Source organism: Moheibacter sediminis (genome assembly GCF_900176425.1).
In the GTDB taxonomy this organism is placed as follows: domain Bacteria; phylum Bacteroidota; class Bacteroidia; order Flavobacteriales; family Weeksellaceae; genus Moheibacter; species Moheibacter sediminis.
On record NZ_FWXS01000008.1, the window covers coordinates 68,763 to 88,286 of the forward strand.

Consider the following 19,524-nt stretch of genomic DNA (forward strand, 5'->3'; position numbering starts at 1 on the left):
TTTTATGATTTGATTTGAGAATCGTAAAGATATACAACCTTATCATTTAACACAAAAAGATGTCGCGTATTTGTTGAAAAATAATCCACCGGTGTTTTTAAATTAATCTTCAAAATCTCTTTGGAACGGAGATTCATGCGGAAAAGCTCTTTTTTATTTGTGAAATAAATGAATTCATCACCGATTTCAATCTGGTTAAATTTCTGAAACGGAATCACTTCTTTCAAATTGGCATAATCATCGAAAACCAAAATTTTTGTAGTTCCAACTAAATAGATTTTATCCTTCTTAAAAATTAAATCTGAATAAAATTCATCACCTGTTTTTTCGCTCAAAATGACCGATTGTCTCAGTATTTTATTTTGCTGGTAATTCCACAAAATCAGCCTTTGCAAAACCGGATCGTATCCCCAAAGGAAATTATTGTCCACCAAAGTAAGCAAAGTAGGAGAGAAATTGTTTTCAATCGGGAAGCGAATAGCATCCTGAAAAGGATTCAACTGATTGTCTAAAATAATTAAATTGAACAAATTGGATTTCACGGTAATCTGCAAAATATTTTGAGTATTCAGATTTTCTAAAGCGGTTTGATTGGAAAAAGATTTTTTGATTTGTGTCCGCGCTTCAATTTTATTCAATTCGGAAAAATTTCTGATGTAATAAACATTTCCAAAATCATCAACCGAAAAATCTGTAATCGTGTCTTTTGACTCAATTTTGAGCGAATCTTTAACGGTAAATTCTTGTGCTGATAGTGTGTTAAATACACACAACAAGATAATTATTTGGAAGAAATTTTTCACTTCATTTTTGATTTAACCAAATATACGATTATCACAAAAACAAAAAAGACCAATCCTCAGATTAGTCTTTTGTGACCCCGACAGGATTCAAACCTGTAACCCTCAGAGCCGAAATCTGATATTCTATTCAATTGAACTACGGGGCCTATTTACGGATGCAAAAGTATAAAATCTAAATTACAATCCTAAAACTTTCACACCTTGTTCAAAGATAATGTCATCCGGAATTTTTGCCGTTCTGAGTTTATCTAAATCTTTTTGTAATTCTGATGAAATATTTCCTTTTTCCTTTGTCAGTTTGACCACACCGTCATAATCTCCGTTTCCTTGTAGTGTTAAAATCAATTCAGAAAGTCCATTCATGGCTTTTTCCATGTTTTCAAAATTGACTTTGTAAGTCCCGTTTTCTGTACGTTCAAATGCTTTTTGTTCTTGAAAATAATTGAAACAAATCATATTTGCCGAACCATGTGCACTCGTTCCGAAACGAACCGAACGGAAAATTCCTGCCAAAAATGTTACATAAAAATCTTTGTTATCACCTTTAATTTCACCTTTTTTATGCAATTGATTGACCATGTACAATCCCAAAATGTCCGCTTTTCCTTCTTCCAAATGAGAATTTTGTTCTTTCAAAGCATCACGAACCGAACCTTTTCCGTTGATTGTATTTTTAATTCCCAATCCATGCGCAACCTCATGAAACATCACATTGGAAAAGAAAGCATCAAAAGTCACGTGTTTACGCTGGGATTCATCAATCAAAATATCGGCAATCGGCTTCATAATTTTATCAAACTTCGCACGCATCGTATTTTTCAACTGCAGGCGACGTGTTCCTTTTTCAAGCTGTACTCTTTCGTCATTAGGTAAATTGATAGCGATTGTTTTTCCGCCCGCATTGCAATCTCCTGCATAATAAACAACGTCGTATGCATTCAAATCTGAATCCGTTCCGGGAGATTCTGCTTTGTATTTGTCATTGATGGGAAGATTGGATTGCAATTCAGGTAGAAATGAAGCATATTTTTCCAACTTTTTAGACCATTCCATATCTTTTATCAAAACATAAGCAGAATGCGCAGTTTTATAGCCAAAAAGTTCATCTTCGTAATTTTCAATCGGTCCGATTACCAAATCCAAACGATTGGACTTCATGTCCATCCAAGCAATGTCACTCGGAAAATAATTATCTGTTTCCAAAGCATCTGCACGCAGATTCAAATAATTTTTGAGTCCAGTATCTTCAGCAAATGAAGCGGCCCTTCTAAGCAAATCAGCGGCTTTTCTCACTTGTGATTTGAAATGTTCGTTGTAAGGAATTGTATACAATTTTCCATTTTCATCGCGTCTGACTAAAGTGTAGGGGTCTTTTCCTTTGAGTAGATTTGCTTTTTCAAATTCCTCAACGGTCATGTCTGCCGGATAGAAATTGGCGCCTTTGGGTTTCTCTCCAAATCCCTGAATGAACGGAAGATTCCCGTTTAATCTGTCCCAAGGCCCATAATTGATGATCGTATAATTTTTGAAACTTTCAGGAACTTTAGCCAATAATTCGTTTTTATCGCCGTAGGCTTCGTACCAGAAAATTTCATCCATGATCTCAGAAGCTTGTATGAAAAGCATCAGCATTGCCTTTTCTTTTTCGGAAAGATGTGAAATGTCTGCATCCAATTTTACTTTTGCATACAATTTAAGTGAGTCATTTTCAGGGCTTTCAACCAAATCTTCGGTAATTGTATCTTGTTGTTTTTCAGATTTACAATTTAAGAACATAAGTGCTCCGGTGGCTATGATGATAGGGATAATTGTTCTGCGCATCGATGATTTTTTTGAATTTACCCAAAAGTACGAAAAATCAAAAAGAAAAAGAAGCTGAACCCGAAAGTGCAACTTCTTTTCTACTATATCTAAGATAATTTACTTAATGATGATTTTTACAGAATGCAATTTGTTGGAATGAATTTTCAAGATGTAAGTTCCTTTTGGTAAACTTTGGTTGATGATCGAAAAATCATAGTTATTGATGTTTTTTGACGTATAGAAAAGGTTTCCGGTTAAATCATAAACATCAATTTGCTGGATCGGATATTTTGATTTGATGAAAGTTTTTTCTCCTTGCTTCGTTGGATTTGGATAAACCTGAATAGCCGGAGCATTTTCATTCTCGTAATTACCCATTGTCGGATCCACAACTTCAAATTCCACTCGGTTAGAAACTTCGGTATAAGAGTCATTGGTAAACATTACGATGAAGTATTCACCTGTATCAGTTGGTAACGCGGGTTCACTGATAATAGTGGTTCCTTCCGGTAATCCGTCGAAATAAGTATAACTCAACAGTTCATCTACATTTGGATCATCTCCTTCGTGATAAATTCCTAACCAATCTTTAATGATTCCTGGGCCATCTGACCAAGTAGCAATGATATTTTCATTCAAGTTATAGACAGTTTTATTGATGGCCAATTGTGTGATATGCTCACCTACTTGGAAAAATACTTTATTTCCAATACTGTTGTAACCGTCTTGTAAATAGTATTCTGCATAGTAATATCCTTTTGTCAAACCATCAAAAGCAAAAGTTCCGTTTTCTTCTGTTACATATCTCCATAGAGCTGAAGTTTGTGTACCGGGAATATGCCCGACCTTGTAAATGCCAATCCAGTCATTTGCAAAATGCGGAGCTTCTTCAAAAGTAATATTGATTGTTTCTCCTTCTTCGTACATCTCTTTATCGGTTTCCAATCGAACAAATGGACCAACATAGAAATAACTTCTTTCGGCAGCTTCCGTATATCCGCCGTCTCCAAAAATGCTTGCATAGTACCTTCCTGCATCCGGTAATCCATTGAAAGTCATAGTCCCGCTAGTCTGTCCATTTAAATAGCTCCATAATTGAGAAGGAGAAGAGGAGCCGGGTGTTTGATCGGCTTTGTATAACCCAATCCATGCACTAGGGTGGTCCGGTGCATCTGTGAAAATTACCTGAATTGATGAGTTTTGAGCATAGGCAATTGTATCTGTTTCAATATGTGTGTCAACTACAATGCTATTGATGATAGTGAATTCTTTTGTATCACTCCATTCGGACCAGCTTAAGTTTTCATCCCTGTATCGGGCTTTTATAAAATAATTTCCATTTGGAATTTCATTTTCTTCGATGGTGAATTTGGTGATGTCCACTCCTAAATTCAGGTTCGCAGTAGAGTCAACTTGTGAGCCAACCGGACCGTATAAATTCTCAAAATCACGGTAAACTTCTTTTTCCATGATAGTGAATTCAGGTGTTTTTGAAATTTGGAATTGGGTTGTGTTCAGATTTTGATCGGTAGTTGTCTGGTAAGCAGAACCTTCAATTGCCAGGGGTAATTCTGATTCAGCAGGGAATTCAGTTAGGATTTCAGGTTTTTCAGGTGCTGGTAATCCTTTGTAATGGTGGAATTCATCCATTAACTCATTGTCTTTCCATTGGTACACACTTCCGATTGAATAATTTTCCACGTCAAAAGTTTCGTTTTCCACATCGATATCTATAATTTGATAAATCCAGTTAGAAATTGTTTTCTGAACATCTTCAAAATCTTGTTCAACAGACATTCCCCAATATTGATCCCAAGCAACTCCACCTGAAATGATTTGATAGGTAGGAGTATCTTTCAATTGTCCCCTGTGGTACAAATGATGATGAGCTCCAATGTGCAAAATGTGTTTTGGAGAAGTAGTCAAAACCGGAATTACAGAGTTTCTGATCCAGGTTGAGATGTCACCGACGTATTGTTCTGCCTGATAAGGCCTGTGCCCTAAAGAAATGATCCAATCTACCGTATCATCATTGTTGGCTGCATTTACAACTTGCATTATCCAGCTTAGTTGTGTCGCGCTTGGATGTTCGGTATCGGTAGCGATAAATAAAACGTTTCCAACTTGATTAGCATAATAATTCTCAGTTCCTGAAGAAATTCCTTGATAAGACATTTCTTCCAAAACAAAATGGTCATAATAAGCTTGCATTCCAAGCGTTCCATACGTTTCATGATTTCCTACAAGTGTTTGGATTGGTAAAAACGACGAAAGCGCTTTATTCTTTCTGAAATGTACATGTTCGTAGTGGTCTAATGTTCCTACATCCACCTGGTCACCAACCATTATCGTCATGATAATATTGTCAGACGGATCGCTTTCATATCCCCATTTTTCAGCAATTTTTCTACGCGCGGCAGAAACCAGTGAGTCAAAACGAGGGACGTTCCTCATCTGGTTATCTCCCAAAACAAGGAAACGAAGGTGCCCGTCTTCTGTTGAAGCTTGTCCTGCCAAAGGCATGGTTCGGAACGAAAAAACGTCTGAAGTTAAGCTTCCGGTTTTTATACGGTAATAATACTTGGTATTGGGCTGTAGATTCTGAATTTTTGCCGTGTGATAGAAATAATTTGCATTATACCCAACGTCAGAAAGAATTTGGTTGCTTCCGTTGATCGATTGGTTTAAATTAGAAGGAGAACTTCCATATTCAACTATAGTTTCGGGGTTTGATTCGGTTTTCCAATTGACATAAATGGAAGTAGGTGTGGGAGCTTGTAAGTAAGGAAACAGCTCCTGACCACTTAAAAAAGCAGCTGCTAAAAGCAAAATTAGGAGATTGAAATTTTTCATTTTGTGTGAATTTAATTATTGCGCAAAGCTAAATTCACAAAGAAATGAAGACGTTAAACAGATATTATTTAAATGTTAAAATTAAACAAAAAGAAGCTGAACTGTACAGTACAACTTCTTTTCTAACACACATGAGAACAATTTTTACATGGCAAATTTAGAAACAGTAAATGGGCTGTGCGTTAGGTAAACATTAATTAGCTGGGATTTTTGTATGATTTTTGGCAGGGAAATTTTATTGGTTTATTAATTTTGTTCAATGTAATTTAAAAGTGATTTTTCTAAATCTTCCGAATGATTATAAATATCATCCAGTGAGAAAATTTCGTGTTTGATTTCTTTTTTAGATTCATCAATGACTGCTAAATATTTCTTTCCACCATTTAAATAAAGCCTGCAAATAGATTTTCGGTTATTATCATCTAACAAAATTGCAAAATAAGATTGAGCGTCACGATAATGAATTCGAGCGCCTTCAACCTTATTTCTCAAAATAGCTTTAACAATATAAAAACCTTCCAATTCTTCTTCGGTTGTCACAATATCAGAGTCCTTTAAAGTTGGGTGCGAAATAATTTCGGCTTGTTCAGATTCTATATCCTGCTCTTTTGTGAGCGCATTCTTCAGCCTATCTGTTATATTATCACTTAAGTATTGTTGAAATGAAGCTTTGATTAAATTTCGGAACAATTCAATTATCTTGGCATTTACCTGGCCGGTATAAACTTGTTTTGCTAAATATCTAATGAAATCGTCACTTGGTTCTGTAAGTTCAGAGTGAATGATTTTCTTTAATTCGTTAGTATATTTTAGTTCATTTGCGGTGTTTGTAATATTGTCAACATCAAAAATTGATTTATGAAATTTTTTAAGTTCCTCAATTTGAAATGGTTTGATGTTCGTTATATCAAATGAAAAAAAAGATTTCATATCCATTCTGTTGGGAGTGTCCAAATCTGTATAAAATTTGAAGACAATTCCATTTGTCAAGATGGCAAATTTTGCTTTTGTTGTATGAAAGTATCTGAACAATTGTGATTCCTTATTAACATCCAAAGAATCGATATGACATTTGCATTCAATCAAAATCACGGGCTGTCCATCTTTCATAATTGCATAATCAATCTTTTCACCTTTTTTGATTCCAATGTCAGCAATTAATTCAGGAACAACTTCTAAAGGATTAAATACATCATAGCCTAATTCTTTAATAAAAGGCATAATGAACGCGTTTTTAGTAGCTTCTTCCGTAAGTACTTGGCTTTTAAGTTTTTCTATTCTGTCACCAAGCATTTTGATTTGGTCTTTAAATTCCATAGCAGATATTTATTTAAATTTCAATTAAAATGCTAAGGTTGTACCTATTTACAGATAAAAATTACGGGAATCCGTAAAGAGAAAAAGATTTAAAATTTAAGAAACAAAAAAAGTCCCGAATTTCTTCAGGACTTTTTGGGTGAATGACCGGGTTCGAACCGGCGACCTCCGGAACCACAATCCGGCGCTCTAACCAACTGAGCTACAATCACCATTTTTCAATTGGACTGCAAATATAATAATAATTTGAATTCCATAATTCAAAATTTAAAATTTTTCATTCAAAATTTAAACAAGTCCTTCAAAATCTTTCAGTCCCAAATAGCCTTTCAGCATAAATCCTTCGCCGGCTTCCGTACCTATCAACATCCCTAAATCTCTGGCTCTGTTGGTGATGCTGTCCTGAAATTGCGGTGAAGATATGGGCGTATTCGGTTCTTGATTGGTGGCGTCAAAAAACTGCGTTTTATAAGCCAAACAAGATTTTAATTTTGTTTCTACAAATTCCGAAACATCCAGAACGAAGTCCGGTTTGAGCGGATACCATTGGATGTAATGGAAAATATGTTTCGGGCGCCATGCTTCCTGACCGGTTTCAATTTTCTTTAAACCTGAAAGAAAACAAGCATCTTCCACCAAGGCAGAACCTTTCGGATGGTCAATGTGCCGATCGTCAATTGCATTGCACAGCACAATTTCAGGTTGATATTTGCGAATAATTTCGATGATTTTCATTTGATGCGCTTCATCATTTGTAAAAAACCCATCCCGAAATCCTAAATTTTCACGAACAGCTACACCAAGAATTTTGGCAGCATCAGCCGCTTCTGAATCACGCGTTTCAGCCGTGCCGCGTGTCCCTAACTCGCCACGCGTCAAATCTAAAATTCCGACTTTTTTCCCATCGTGAACCATTTTGGCAACAGTTGCACCAGCACCTAATTCCACATCATCGGGATGCGCGCCGATAGCTAATATATCTAATTTCATTTATTCAAAATTTAGTTTAAAGTTTCAGATTGAATGTTGGAAGTTGAAAATTTAAATAACCAATAATCATTTGTTGTTTTCTAGAATTTTTAAAAGTCTTTAGGGTCTGTACGGCTGTCCCAGAAAGCTGTTATGATGATTTCTTGGGCAGTGATTTTATAAAAAATGCTAAAATTATCTAATGGAGAAATTGTGATTTCATTAAAATCAGTTACTTTGTTCGATAATGGATTCTCTGCTACTAGCTTTGTCCTTTCAACCAATCTCAGGAGTTTTTTGAATAAAAATTGGATTGATTTCTTTTGTCCATTGCTTCTTGAGAAATAAGATTGCCATTTTTTAATTATGAATTATAAATATCAGAAATTTTGATGATTTTCCCAATTAATTTTAATGTTTCAGGCTAAACACTTTAAAGTTCAAACATCAAACCTATTATTTTCTCTCAATCCACTTCGAGATTTTCTTGCTGTCGGGAGTTGTAATAGAATAGAAATAATCCTCAAAAGTTCCATCTTCGTTGATGATATATTTTTGGAAATTCCATTTGACAGAAGAATTCTTTTTACCGTTTAATTCTTTTTTGGTAAGGAATTCATAAATAGGAGCGATGCTATCGCCTTTAACAGAAATTTTGCTCATCATAGGGAAAGTTACACCGTAATTGAGTCGGCAGTATTCTGCAATTTCTTCATTGCTTCCCGGGTCTTGCTGTCCGAAATCATTCGAAGGAAATCCGACAATCACAAAATTATCGTCTTTGTATTTTTGGTACAAATCTTCTAATCCGTCAAACTGAGGCGTGAAACCGCATTTGGAAGCGGTATTTACAATCAGGATTTTTTTACCTTTCAAATCAGCGAAATTGAATTCATCTCCGTTGATGTCTTCAACCTTGAAATCATATATTGTTTTCATTTCTTTTTTATTTTGAGCCTGACAGCTAACCAGACTGATTAAAATTACGAATAAACTTAAAATTCTCATTTATTTAAAGTTTTAAAATTTTTCTTTTTTGGGTTAAATTTCTTATCCCGAAGATACGAAACGATTGTCAAAATTAACATCGATACAGCTGTGATGTAAATCCAATTTGGAATCGGAATCGGGTCACCCGCCGCATATGAGTGCAATCCTGACAAATAATAATTTACTCCAAAATAAGTCATAATTATCGACCAAACCGCCCACATACTTGCCATGTTGAAAACCCATTTTCCACGCAATCCCGGAACCAAACGCAAGTGTAACACAATTGCATAAACAATGACTGAAATAAATGCCCAGGTTTCTTTCGGATCCCAGCTCCAGTAGCGTCCCCAGCTTTCATTTGCCCACATTCCTCCCAAGAAAGTTCCAATGGTTAATGCAAATAAACCAATGGTTATGGACATTTCACTGACGATGGTGATTTCTTTCAGTGAATGTTTGATTTTTTTAGTTGGTTTAAATAATAATAGAATCAATGAAATCACAGAAATTACTGCTGATAATCCAAAGAATCCATAGCTGGAAGTGATGATTCCAACATGAACCATTAACCAATAAGACTTTAGAACCGGAACCAATGGCGTAATTTGGGGATCTAATAATCCGCCGCCGTGTGCAAACCCCATCATAATCGTCGCCACGATTGCTCCCGTCGCTGGAATGAATGCGTTTCTGTTTTTGTATAATAATAATCCAGCCAAAACGCCAACCCATGATATGAAAATAATCGCTTCATAACCATTGCTCCAAGGCGCGTGACCTGATAAATACCAGCGAATTGCCAATCCAATTAAATGAATTGTAAAAATTAAAATCAATAATCCGATGAAAGTATTGGTCAGATAATGAACAAATTTTCGCGCTTTCGTTTCCGAACCTAAAACTTCAATGAATGTCAATAGAACCAAAATTCCTCCAATCATGCTATACGCAATCATCAACCACAAGAAAACATTGAATTTGTTGTATAAAATTTCGATATTGACTTTCGTTTCAGAAGGCAATACATTTTTTCCCCATTCTTTTTGGTAAGCATCGATTTCTGCAAGTGATTTGTCAGCGGCTTTCCAATCATTGGTTTGCATTCCTTGTTTAATGGTGTTCAGGTATTTAGAAATGAATCCATAAGCAACAGAATCAATTTCTACAGCGCTTTCTTCGGTACTGTAAATCCAGCTCACCCACATTTCTCCCGGATCATTTTTTACAGGAATTATTTTGGTGAAATAACCATAAGCAACGTTATTGAAAACATTGAATCTTTCAGTCAGGTTGATTACTTCATCGTCATATTTTGTGCGGTCTGCAGGACGTTTGCTGAATGCGGAATTGTATTGTTTTTCCAATATGTATTGTCCTGTCGCCGGGTCAATTAAATTCAAATAAGAAGTATAGCCACCCCTAAAACCAATAGTTCCTTCTATGACTTTTGTTTCTTCTTTTAACCTGTCTCCACCTGAATTTTGTACATAAATCAGCGGTGCATCAGCCCAGGAAGCCGGATCGATCTGCAAGGAAATGAACCATTGCTCTGCAGAAATTCCTTCAAATTTGTCTTTTTTATGAATTTTTCTAATCAATTCCAATGCGTGTGTATTCATCGGTTTGATTCTTCCCTCAAAATCCTGAACGAGTAATCTTCCAAATTTATCTGCATGTGTTTTATCGACCATCGCTCGCTGTCCCAAAGAATCCGGATGCGTAAACTGAGATGCAGGATTCATTTGCGGAGCAGAATGCCCGTGAATGGAATCTTGTGCAAATGCCAATCCCGACAAGAATATAAACGGAACTAAAATTAATTTTTTCTTGATTAAATTCTTTTTGTTTAAATTTTTCAATTGAGAATTCAAACTCCAAAAATGTGTTCCTTTCCAGAAAAGTGTCGCAAACATTCCGAAGAAAAGTAAAAAATATCCAACATAAGTGATATTCGTTCCCCACCAATCTGCGTTTACAGAAAGAATTGTTCCTGTTTCGTCCGGGAAATAACTCGCCTGGAAAAAGCGGTAACCTTTGTAATCCATCACATTATTCATGTAAACATGCTGCGGATTTTCTTTTCCTTCATCGATTACGGTAATTTCACTTTCGAATGAAGAAGGATTTGTAGAACCCGGATATCTGTCCAAAATGAAATCATCTAAACGAATCGAAAATGGCGTATTAATTACTTTAGATCCATAACCGATTGAAACACTTAATCCGTTGATATTAGTGTCTTTGCTAAATGCAGTCAAGCCTCTTCCACCAATAATGGTCAACGTATCTTTTTCACTTCCTGAACTTACTTCAACAGTAATTGCGCCTGGAAGTTCTTTATCCATGGGATTGGTTTTGTCTCCCTTGTAATAAACCATTTCTCCCTGAAAAGCAGGTTTCGGGATGATGAATCTTGAATTGTTTAAAGTATAAAGTGTTCTGTAATTGATATTTTGAACAGAATCCACAACAATTTTTCCGGATTGTTGCGCCAATAAAGCAGAATCCGTAACCATACCTTTTTGTTGTCCTGTCATGGTCATGAATTGTCCGTTGAAAGGCGATTTCATTTTCAAAACTCCTTCATGTTCAAACAATTGAATCGAACCTGGCATTTCGCGGTTGTAACTCACCATCGACCCGCCAATGTCTTTTATTTCTCCCTCTCCAATGAAATTACTTTGGCGTCCTGATTCGCCCATAGAAACCACTTCCAACATCTTTTTGCCGGATTTTGTCGGTTTGATGGAATCTTTTGCCAATGGAACATAATCCAAAGTTCTCAGCGAAACCATCTTATCTTCAAACTGGTAATTTCCTTTGAAAGTTCTTTTCAACGGCCATGGCGCATCTTTGGAATTGAAATGTGACATCATATAAGGAAGGTTGTCATATTGCAAAGCACGTTCGCCATTGTTAATCAATAACTTGAAATAAGTTCTGTCTGAAATGATTTCATTCGTCGTTTCGCCTTCGCCGATGGGCATTTGTCCTTCAAAACTAATATATCGAGTAATGGCTCCCCCGATGAAAATGAAAATAAACGAAAGGTGAAAAATCAACAATGGCCATTTCTCTTTGCGTAACAATCTGTAACGTTGAATGCTGACAACAAATAAAATGATGAGCCAAAGCATCAGAATTTCAAACCATTTCGCTTCATAAATCAGCGTTTTGGCAGTTGCGGTATCATAATCGTTCTCAATAAAAGTTGCAACGCCCATGGCGATAGCATATAAGAACAGTAAAACTGTCATGGTTCTAGTGGAAAAGAAAAACTTCTCTAATCTGGTCATTTGTGAAATGATTAATCCAACAAAATTACACCAAGCATCTACATTTAATGCTAAAGGTCAAGTGATTTTTATTAGATATGAATTGAAAAACTTAATTTAAAATTGTTCTAAATAATTTATTTGCGGACTATTTAAATTTTAATTAAGTTCAGCATCTAATTCAAATGCTGTGATGGAGAATGTCTTTTTGAAAAGAAATTTTATTTTGGTTTTGCTGATGTTGGTTTTTGTGCCATTTCATTTGTGGTCGCAACAGCAATTAATTCCTTATGTGAAAAGTTATTCAAAACTCGATTACGATGGTGAGGCATTGGTTTGGAGTATTTCTCAAACTGCGGATAAACAGATGTATTTTGCAAATAATAAATATCTGCTGCAGTTTGACGGTCATCGATGGCAGAAATTTTCTTTGCCCAAGAAGACTATTATCCGTTCTGTATATGCAAAAGGTAATGTAATTTATTCGGGATCTTTAAAAGAATTTGGATTTTGGAAAAATTCAAATGATTCACTTGCTTATACTTCCATCTCTCAGAAATTTAATTGTTTTAAGTCTGATGAAAATGATGAGGTCTGGAAAATTTTGGAGTATGATGGAAAATTAATTTTCCAAACCTTTTTTTCCTTGTTTGTTTATGATGGAAAATCTGTCAATAAATATAAAACGCCTTCACAAATCAGTTATGTCTTCAATGTGAAAGATAAATTATATGCTTGCTCTGTTTTCAAAGGAATTTATTTGTTTGATGGTGAAAATTTTGTTGTTGATAAACGTTTCGATGTACTGAAGGGCAAAATTATCCATTCAATGATACCTTATAAAGATGAGATTTTAATTTTTACTCTTAAGGATGGTGTTTTTGTACTTAAAAATAATGTTTTATCTGTCTGGGAGAATGCGCTTAATGAAACATTTAAAAATGAAATGGTAAGTTCTGTAAAGGTAATTTCAGAAAATGTAATTGCTGTCGGTACTTCAGGGAACGGGATGTATCTCGTGGATCTTAAGGTAAATCAAATTACTAATTTTCATAAAACCAATGGAAGTCTTCAAAACAATACGGTCTTAAGTATATACAAAGATGCAGAATCTAATTTGTGGCTGGGGTTGGACAATGGAATCTCATTTATACAAAATGATGCAAATGCTTATATTTTTCAGGATTATACTGGCAAACTAGGAAGTGTAAACTCTGTATCTACAACAAATAATGGATTTTTTCTTGGCTCGAATAGAGGTTTTTTCAAGTTTGAAAATAAAGAAATTAATTTAATTTCGGGTACTCAGGGTCCTATATGGAGCGTTGCAGAAATAGGAAATAAATTCATTTTAGGTCACAATACGGAAACAATTTTAGTCGAAAATAACTCTTCCACTAAACTCAATAATTTAGCGGGAGGTTATAAATTCTTGAAATTAAGTGATAGCAAATTTATACAGTCCAATTACACAGGGCTGTATTTGTATGAATATAAATCAGGAAAATGGGGATATGAAAAAATAGCTCCTGAGCTCACTGCACCCATCAATAATTTTATTCAAAAAGATAATACAATCTGGGCATCAGATGCTTATAAAGGAATTTATAGGGTTGATTTGGCAAATAATTCTTACGAAGAAATCAAATCTGAAAAAGGTTTGGAAATCTATAATGGTAAAATAGTAGAAATTAATAATCAAATTTATTTTCTGTCTAATCAGGTGTGGTATGAATATGATACTTGGACCAAAAAATTGAAACGATCTGAAAGGCTAAATCAAATGCTGCCTTATATAGATAATGTTGCGGGTTTAGAAAAAAATATGTTATTGGTTCAGTCAAGTGAATCACTGTCAATTGTGAAAATTGAAGATCAAAAAATTATTTGGAAAAATATACCGGAAAAGTATTATAAAGGAAAAATTGTAAATGATTGGCTTTCACCTTACTTGCAAAACGGTTATTTATTTCTAAACCTTGATAATGGATTTCTTAAATACAAAATTTCATTTGAAAACACCAAACGACCTACGGTTTATATTGAAGCACAAGTAAATGGAGAAAAAATGCCTTCAGGTAAGAAAATTGGTTACTATAATAATGCAGTAGATTTTTACATTTCAACTCGTGAATACGGATATTCTGAACAAAATTTATACTATAAACTTTTGCCATTAGATGATACATACAGACCTTTGAAGGACGGAAAATTAAATTACAGCCATCTTTCAAACGGAAGCTATAAATTGTCAGTTGCAATCAAATCCGGGAATTATTACCATGAGCTAAAATCATTTGAATTTCGAGTGAAAAAACCTTGGTTCATTTCTAATCTGATGATAGTGTTCTATGTGCTCTCAGTCTTCCTGATTTATTTTCTTTACCACAGTTTCATTCAACGCCAAAACAAACAAAAGCTGGAACAGCTTCAGCATGAAGTAGAACTTCAGAAAGAATTGGTTAAAATGAAAAGCGAGGCGCAGAAGAAAGAAGCTGAACATTGGGTCGAAAAACAAAAGCTCGAACATGATGTGAAAAGTAAAACAACGGAGTTGGCTTCACGTGCACTTTCCATCGCATCACAAAGTGAATTGCTGATAGAATTGGAATCAATCATGAAGAACATTGATGAGGATGCAAATAGCAAAACAAAGAAAGATATTGCAAAGATTCTACGAGATTACAATTACAATCAAAATGAATGGAAAGTTTTTGATACCAACTTACACGAACTACACGAAGATTTCATTTCAAGACTTGTAAAATCATATCCAAACTTGACGTCCAAAGACATCAGATTGGCAATTCTTTTACGAATGAATATGACATCAAAAGAGATAGCCCCACTGATGAGAAAAAGTTTTAGGAGCGTCGAACTACAACGTTATAGATTGCGTAAAAAAATGAAGCTTTCCTCTCAGACCAACCTTTCTAAGTTCTTTTTGAATTTCTGATAAATACATCATTTAATTTCATAAACTACATCATTTATACATCATTTGATGTATTTCTAACTTTCTGATTCTTTTAAAAGCTATTTTGTATAAAGGATTTGAATCGTTGTGTACTAAATACACTAAATGATGTTTCTTTTATGAGTTTTTAACTTTTCCATAACAAATCATTCCTCACTAAATTTGATTCAAACAAAAATAATATGAGGAAAATTTTATTAACATCAATTTTTGTGTCCATAGCTGGAGTGCTATCGGCACAAGAAGATTCCCTCCGAATCGATCAATATTCGGTTGAGGAATTATCAGATTCTCTAGATGGAGATTTTGGATTGGAATTAGAAGAGACCGTAGTCGTAGGTTATGGCACTCAGAAAAGAGGTGACTTAACTTCTGCTGTTTCATCAGTGAAAGCAGAAGACATCATGAAACAACCCGCAACAACTGCGATGCAGTCTTTACAAGGTAAATTATCAGGTGTTAATGTGTTAAATTCAGATGCACCTGGGGCAACTCCAACTGTAATCATCAGAGGTATGGGTACAGCCTTAAATGGAATGAATCCATTGTATATTGTAGATGGTTTGGTAGTTTCCAACATTAATAACATCAACCCTAATGACATTCAAAGCATTGATGTACTGAAAGATGCTGCCTCTTCTGCAATTTATGGTGTACGTGGAGCAAACGGTGTCGTAATAGTAACTACCAAAAGAGGTAGAGGTAAAACACGTATTACTTATGATGCTTATGCCGGAGTTCGTAACGCTATGAATATGGTAGATATGGCAGGTACTCAGGAATATGTTCAGTATTTCAATGAAGCGGAAGCAGCTGCCGGGGGTATAGAATTCTTAAGTACAAGCCAACCTTACAATACTGATTGGTTTGATGAAGTATTGAATACAGGAATGTTCTTTAATAATAGCGTTGCAATATCCGGATCAAGTGATAATTTTGGTTATTATTTTGGGGTTGACCACTTTGCTGAAGAAGGAATCTTAGATGATAATAAATTTAAACGTACTACGGTTAGAAATAACAATGATTATAAGCTGTTTGATAATCGTTTAAGAATTAGCCAAAATATAAGTGCAACCTTTACGCATGAAATACCAAAACCTTTTGGAGCAATCGATTTGGCTTACCGTCAATCTCCTTTAATGCCTGTGACTTTTGCAGATGGTACTTGGGGTGTGCCTAATTATAATGTGGAAACTGGAGTTGCTGGACCAATTGGACAACCAATGAATTCTCATGGTAATCCGGTAGCTAATTTATATTTCAATAATGAAAAAATTAATACAACTACCTTACAAGGTAATTTGGAAGCAACTTTAGATATCGTTGACGGATTGTCTGTTACTTCTCGTGCAGGTGCAACTAAATATTGGTACAATAAAAGAGCATTTGCCCCTCTTTTAGATCAATGGTTGGCCGCAGATCCTACTAGGACTGAGGCTCAATATACTGGAAATAAGAATTCTTTGACTTTTAATGAAATTGAAACTTTTCGTTGGTCTTGGGAAAATTTTGTAACTTATACCAAAAGTTTTGGAAGTCATAACCTTTCTGCCGTTGTAGGTGTAAATGCAGAAGAGCAGTCAATAGGATTTTTTAGTAATATGACTGGTTATAATGTTCCTGTAGAAGAACAATATTGGTCGATTCATCATGCTACTGGAGAAACGACGATTGATCAAAATAATTACACGAAAAAATCATTAGCGTCTTACTTTGGAAGGTTGCAATATGATTTTGATAAACGCTATTTCATTACTGCTATCATTAGACGTGATGGTTCAAGTACATTTTATGATAATAAAGATTTTTGGGGAACATTTCCTTCTATAAGTGCTGCTTGGAATGTTACTAACGAAGAATTCTTGAAAGACAATGGTGTTATAAATTTCTTGAAATTAAGAGGAGGATGGGGTAAGCTAGGAAATGATAATATTCCTTTTATTGTTAATAAAATAAATACTAGCCTCGAAAGTAATTCAGCAAATTACGTTTTTGGACCTGGTCAAGATTTAATTTTTGGAGCATATTTAGGTTCACCTGTTAAAGATGTTTCTTGGGAAATAGTGAAAGAATATGGTGGAGGAGTTGATTTTGAATTTTTAAGTGGTAAACTTTTTGGTACTGCAGATTATTATCACAAAACTACAGAAAATGCTATTTTGAAAATTACTCCTGTTTATAGTTCAGGTTTTAATGAGGATTTCTATGATCATGCAGCGGAAATTGTCAACAAAGGTTACGAATTTTCATTAGGTTGGAGAGATAATACTTCTTCCGGTCTTAGATATTCTGTTAGTGGAAATATTAATTTCAATGACAATGAAATTGTAAGTGTACTTCCTGCGTACGAAGGTATGATGGGTGGTTCTTTAGGTAATGGAAGATTGACAAAGCGTTTAGAAGCCGGACAGGAGTTAGGATCTTGGTGGATGTATGAAGTCGAAGGCATTTGGCAATCTGATGAAGAAATAACAAATAATCCACATATTGCAGGTGCTCAGCCTGGATTCTTACGTTATAAAGACCAAAACGGAGATGGTGTAATTGATGACCGTGACAAAAAATTCTTTGGTGGTTATATTCCTTCTTATACTTATGGAGTTAATTTATCATTGGAGTACAAAGGATTTGATTTCAGTGTTACAGGATACGGAGTGGGTGGAAACAAAATCTACAACGGTATCAACAATGCGAGAATAGGAGGTGAAAATGTTTCTATGGAAATGTATAACGATCGTTGGACAGGTGCTGGTACCAGCAATACCAATCCTGGGGCATACAGAGATTATGAAGCATCTAATTATTACTTGGAAGATGGAGACTATTTCCGTTTGAGCAATGTGACATTGGGTTACAACTTCAGAGATATGTTTGGAGCAGCTAGAAATATGAGAGTTTATGTTACAGCTCAAAACTTGTTCATGATTACTAAATATTCTGGATTTACACCTGAATTGACTAGGAATACTGGCGACCAGCCTTATGATGGTAATCCTTATGGAACCACAGGTGTTGAATTATCTGCTTACCCAACAATTAGAACATTCTTGGCAGGTGTTAATTTTGAGTTTTAATTAGTTAAAACCATTTAAAAATAATTTTATGAAAAAAAATATAATTAAAATAACATTAATTGCTGTTCTTGGACTTATGGGGTCTTGTTCAGATGATTTTTTGGATGTAGATCCAAGAGAAAACATAGAGGATGTTGATAGTAATTTGGATCCGGAATTTTATGTAAATTCTACTTACGGTTCCTATACAGAATGGGATTTTGCATTTTCCTGGTTAGGAGTTACGGAAATGATTTCAGATAACGCTGACAAAGGAAGTTCTCCCTCAGACGCAGGAGGAGATAAAAATTTGTTAGATGCTTTGACACATACAAGTACAACAGGTTCTATTCAGGCAATGTGGACACGCTTTTACACCACAATAAACAGAGCAAATTATGCTTTAGGTTACATAGAAAATTATGACGAAGCTTATGGTTTAGATGCTGCATATAAAAATCGTTTGATTGGAGAAGCGAAATTCTTGCGAGCTTTGAGCTATTTCTATTTGGTTAGAATGTTTGGAGATGTACCTCTTTTGGACATTAACGAATCTGCATCATGGGGTGTGAGAGTTACAAAGTCTGAAATATACGCTTACATAGAAGCAGATTTGCAAGATGCCATCAGCAAATTACCAAACAAAAATGAATATCCAGCAGAAGATTTGGGTCGTGCAACTAAAGGCGCAGCGCAAGGTCTTTTGGCAAAAGTTTTCTTATACGAAGAAAAATGGCAAGATGCTTATGATATGGCAGGGACTGTCATGAGTACAGGTGGATATGGGTTAGAGGCTGATTATGCAACAGTTTGGAGAGAATCAACTGAAAATGGAATTGAATCTTTATTCGAAATCCAAGCAAGAGGAGAAGTCGTAGCACATGGTGTTCAGCAATATTCTCAAACACAAGGTGCCCGTGGTACAAGTGGTTGGGGTTGGGGATTCAATACGCCGTCTCAAAATTTGTTAGATGCTTTCAATGCTGAAGGAGATAACATCCGTCGTGATGCAACCATTATTTTCAGAGGGGAAACACTTTGGGATGGTAGAGAAGTTTCAGTTGAAGTAGAAAATCCTATGTACAATGAGAAAGCATACACAAGCTTCAATTCAGGAGATGGTGATACGGACAAAAACATCCGCGTAATCCGTTATGCTGAAATCCTTTTGATCAGAGCTGAAGCCGCAACTTATGTAGGTGGTGACGCTGCAGGTCCATTGAATCAGGTTAGAAATAGAGTTAATTTAGCTCCGATTGCGAGTCCAACAGTTCAGAACATCTGGAAAGAAAGAAGATTGGAACTGGCATTTGAGCATGACCGTTGGTTTGATATTGTGCGTACAGGACAAGGTCAGGCTGCGATGGCTGCAGATGGTAAAACATTTGTTGTTGGAAAACATGAATTGTTCCCGATTCCAAATGCTCAGTTAATCCAAACACCAAATATGACCCAAAATCCGGGTTGGTAAAAATTAA

Annotated in this window: 11 protein-coding genes and 2 tRNA genes; 3 read left to right on the forward strand and 10 right to left on the reverse strand. The window is 35.2% G+C overall.

What is annotated here, in order from left to right; genetic code table 11:
* Nucleotides 1-2 precede the first annotated feature (2 nt).
* The 10 genes from B8977_RS11860 to ccsA all read right to left on the reverse strand — a co-directional run bounded on the left by B8977_RS11860 (nucleotide 3) and on the right by ccsA (nucleotide 12,034).
* Complete coding sequence (locus B8977_RS11860) at nucleotides 3-803, reverse strand: hypothetical protein (RefSeq protein WP_084017941.1); 801 nt, start codon at nucleotides 801-803, stop codon at nucleotides 3-5.
* 72 nt (nucleotides 804-875) lie between these two features.
* A tRNA-Arg gene (locus B8977_RS11865) sits at nucleotides 876-949 on the reverse strand.
* Between the two features lie 31 nt (nucleotides 950-980).
* Nucleotides 981-2,624 carry a dipeptidyl-peptidase 3 family protein gene (locus B8977_RS11870; protein ID WP_084017942.1) on the reverse strand — a complete coding sequence of 548 codons (1,644 nt, stop codon included), beginning with the start codon at nucleotides 2,622-2,624 and terminating at the stop codon, nucleotides 981-983.
* Nucleotides 2,625-2,723: 99 nt separating this feature from the next.
* Nucleotides 2,724-5,459, reverse strand: a complete 2,736-nt coding sequence (locus B8977_RS11875; RefSeq protein ID WP_084017943.1) for a fibronectin type III domain-containing protein — start codon at nucleotides 5,457-5,459, stop codon at nucleotides 2,724-2,726.
* A 246-nt stretch (nucleotides 5,460-5,705) separates the two neighbouring features.
* Nucleotides 5,706-6,776, reverse strand: a complete 1,071-nt coding sequence (locus B8977_RS11880) for a type I restriction endonuclease (RefSeq protein WP_084017944.1) — start codon at nucleotides 6,774-6,776, stop codon at nucleotides 5,706-5,708.
* 137 nt (nucleotides 6,777-6,913) lie between these two features.
* Nucleotides 6,914-6,989 (reverse strand) — tRNA-His (locus B8977_RS11885).
* A gap of 75 nt (nucleotides 6,990-7,064) precedes the next feature.
* Nucleotides 7,065-7,766 carry a bacillithiol biosynthesis deacetylase BshB1 gene (gene bshB1, locus B8977_RS11890; RefSeq protein ID WP_084017945.1) on the reverse strand — a complete coding sequence of 234 codons (702 nt, stop codon included), beginning with the start codon at nucleotides 7,764-7,766 and terminating at the stop codon, nucleotides 7,065-7,067.
* Between the two features lie 89 nt (nucleotides 7,767-7,855).
* The gene (locus B8977_RS15105) at nucleotides 7,856-8,029 is read right to left on the reverse strand and encodes a hypothetical protein (protein WP_159447495.1); all 174 of its coding nucleotides are present in this window, start codon (nucleotides 8,027-8,029) and stop codon (nucleotides 7,856-7,858) included.
* Nucleotides 8,030-8,201: 172 nt separating this feature from the next.
* Entirely contained in the window at nucleotides 8,202-8,753 is a 552-nt protein-coding gene (locus tag B8977_RS11895; RefSeq protein WP_084017946.1) for a glutathione peroxidase, read from the reverse strand.
* A complete protein-coding gene (gene ccsA / locus B8977_RS11900; RefSeq protein ID WP_084017947.1) occupies nucleotides 8,750-12,034 on the reverse strand; it encodes a cytochrome c biogenesis protein CcsA in 3,285 nt (1,094 codons plus the stop codon). The genes B8977_RS11895 and ccsA overlap by 4 nt, the downstream gene beginning before the upstream one ends.
* 172 nt (nucleotides 12,035-12,206) lie before the next feature.
* Between ccsA and B8977_RS11905 the strand changes: the two genes are divergently transcribed.
* From B8977_RS11905 to B8977_RS11915, 3 genes are all read left to right on the forward strand, one after another.
* Nucleotides 12,207-14,969, forward strand: coding sequence for a two-component regulator propeller domain-containing protein (locus tag B8977_RS11905; RefSeq protein ID WP_084017948.1), 2,763 nt, complete (start codon nucleotides 12,207-12,209; stop codon nucleotides 14,967-14,969).
* 203 nt (nucleotides 14,970-15,172) lie between these two features.
* Nucleotides 15,173-18,067 carry a SusC/RagA family TonB-linked outer membrane protein gene (locus B8977_RS11910; protein WP_084017949.1) on the forward strand — a complete coding sequence of 965 codons (2,895 nt, stop codon included), beginning with the start codon at nucleotides 15,173-15,175 and terminating at the stop codon, nucleotides 18,065-18,067.
* Between the two features lie 28 nt (nucleotides 18,068-18,095).
* Complete coding sequence (locus tag B8977_RS11915; protein ID WP_084017950.1) at nucleotides 18,096-19,517, forward strand: RagB/SusD family nutrient uptake outer membrane protein; 1,422 nt, start codon at nucleotides 18,096-18,098, stop codon at nucleotides 19,515-19,517.
* Nucleotides 19,518-19,524: the final 7 nt, after the last annotated feature.

Bases quoted from the DNA above. Each gene is read 5' to 3' on its own strand.
- B8977_RS11870 (WP_084017942.1), bottom strand. From the start codon at position 2,624: ATGCGCAGAACAATTATCCCTATCATCATAGCCACCGGAGCACTTATG.
- B8977_RS11875 (WP_084017943.1), bottom strand. From the start codon at position 5,459: ATGAAAAATTTCAATCTCCTAATTTTGCTTTTAGCAGCTGCTTTTTTA.
- B8977_RS11880 (WP_084017944.1), bottom strand. From the start codon at position 6,776: ATGGAATTTAAAGACCAAATCAAAATGCTTGGTGACAGAATAGAAAAA.
- bshB1 (WP_084017945.1), bottom strand. From the start codon at position 7,766: ATGAAATTAGATATATTAGCTATCGGCGCGCATCCCGATGATGTGGAA.
- B8977_RS11895 (WP_084017946.1), bottom strand. From the start codon at position 8,753: ATGAGAATTTTAAGTTTATTCGTAATTTTAATCAGTCTGGTTAGCTGT.
- ccsA (WP_084017947.1), bottom strand. From the start codon at position 12,034: ATGACCAGATTAGAGAAGTTTTTCTTTTCCACTAGAACCATGACAGTT.
- B8977_RS11905 (WP_084017948.1), top strand. From the start codon at position 12,207: ATGGAGAATGTCTTTTTGAAAAGAAATTTTATTTTGGTTTTGCTGATG.
- B8977_RS11910 (WP_084017949.1), top strand. From the start codon at position 15,173: ATGAGGAAAATTTTATTAACATCAATTTTTGTGTCCATAGCTGGAGTG.
- B8977_RS11915 (WP_084017950.1), top strand. From the start codon at position 18,096: ATGAAAAAAAATATAATTAAAATAACATTAATTGCTGTTCTTGGACTT.